Source organism: Psychrobacter sp. T6-1, from assembly GCF_052258445.1.
The window spans coordinates 1-1691 of sequence record NZ_JBQQFC010000408.1 but is presented as its reverse complement, the minus strand read 5'-3'; the positions used below and the strand labels follow the sequence as shown (position 1 = coordinate 1691).

Sequence of the window (1691 nt, the reverse complement as noted above, 5' to 3'; positions counted from 1 at the left end):
CCGATGCAAACGTTGCTCTCATCCATCTCAGGTAGGCCATTGACCGCCTCAGTCGTCAGGTTCTCACCGAGTGTGCCAACGCGTACTTTTAAGCCAAATTCTGTATTAATCTGCTCATAAGTCGCAGGCGGCAATTGGTGTACCGCTTTTAGCGGGCCACCGTGATGACGGCGATCGGCTTGCTCGTCTGTGGTCAAACCCATAAAGTCGACGGCGACAGGAGCTTTGATCGGGGCTTTGTCGATGGCGCTCATTTGCTCACGCGCGAATGGCATGGCTTTGCCTGCGCGCACGCAAGTCAAAGTGGCAATATGTAAGGGCAGAGGCTGATTAAATTCTTGAGGTGCTTTCGCTTGCGAAGTCATTGCTGTACTCATGGCATGTCCTAATTGGCGATCTAATAATAGCGCTATCTTAGCGCAATCATAGCCTGCTTTCAGCTCATTTGTAACTTGCTGACGGATTTATAGTCGCGCATAAAAAAGACCAGATAAGTTATCTAGTCTTTTAGTCGTCATCAAAGCTTTGATTATGTTAGCTACGGCGACCCGCTTTCTTTTCACGCGGTACAGCGACCAGTTCAGCCAAGCTCTCAGACGATGACCATAGGCCTTCTAAGTCATAGAACTCGCGCGCTTGCGGCGTCATCATATGGACGACGACTGCGCCTAGATCGATTAGTGTCCAATCAGAGTCATTTCCGCCTTCGCGGCCAAGCGGCATAAAGCCAGCTTTTTTGGATTCAGCGCCGAGACTATCAGCCATCGCACGTACGTGACGCTTTGAGGTGCCATCAGCGATGACCATACGCTCCATAACGTCGGTTAAATCCTCGACGTTGAGTACGGTAATGTTTTTGGCTTTCATATCTTCTAATGAAGTATTGACGAGGTCTAAGCATTGTTTTAAACGCTCGTCGGTCATAGTATTAGTCATAAATAGTGGTCTCTTAAATCTAAAATAAAGGGTATGGGTGCACCGCGCCTATCAAAAGCTACACGGTTAAATAAATAGGGATAAGGCAATTTTAACGGAATTAAGTCTTAGAATATAGCTTATGAGTGATTATATAATGATAAACCGCAGGATGTAGCCATTTAGTGAGCAGAGGAGATGATATAGGGTTCACAGTGTCAATAGTATCATTTATTGGCGCTAGCCGTGTAATTGGCCTGACAGCTTTAGTCAAAGATTGAGATAGTACTTGGCGTATTTGAGTACTCGATACTGATGCTATGGGGCGCAGATCTATATAAATGCGCCCTTGGCTATCGTTTTTCAAGGGCGTGAGCAGATCTTGTATAGAGTCGCTCGTTTGCGCTTGTAGCTCGGTAGGTAGCAGCTGCGTGCTATCTTGCTGAGTTGATAGCTGAGCGTCTAAGACGCTATCGACACGATTAAACACCCAAATATTGACGTAATTTATTAGTGCTAATCCATCCTGCCACTTATCCAAGCTACGCGCGCTGTCCATACCCATAACAAATATCAAGCTATCATTTGGGTAGCGACTACGCAGAGTGCGAACGCTATCGATAGTATAAACGGGCGGCGCTTGCCATAGCTCCAGCTCATCGATGCATAGCGGCGTGCCTTGCAGTGCAAGCTTTAGCATAGCTAAGCGATGCTGAGGGTCTGTGCTATCGGTTTTAAACGGTGAGCGCGCATTGGGTAGTAGTGACAAATGTAGC

General features: G+C 47.0%; 3 protein-coding genes. All 3 read right to left on the bottom strand.

From position 1 onward, the window contains the following. Positions 1-377, bottom strand: a 377-nt coding sequence (locus tag ACTXGO_RS13315; RefSeq protein ID WP_443574857.1) for an MOSC domain-containing protein, incomplete at its 3' end; no start/stop codon positions are given. 157 nt (positions 378-534) lie between these two features. After that, complete coding sequence (rsfS, locus tag ACTXGO_RS13310; RefSeq protein WP_317199545.1) at positions 535-936, bottom strand: ribosome silencing factor; 402 nt, start codon at positions 934-936, stop codon at positions 535-537. A gap of 100 nt (positions 937-1036) precedes the next feature. Then, positions 1037-1691, bottom strand: a 655-nt coding sequence (locus ACTXGO_RS13305) for a nicotinate-nicotinamide nucleotide adenylyltransferase (RefSeq protein WP_443574856.1), incomplete at its 5' end; no start/stop codon positions are given.

Coding starts and splice junctions, on each gene's coding strand:
- rsfS (WP_317199545.1), bottom strand. CDS start 936: ATGACTAATACTATGACCGACGAGCGTTTAAAACAATGCTTAGACCTC.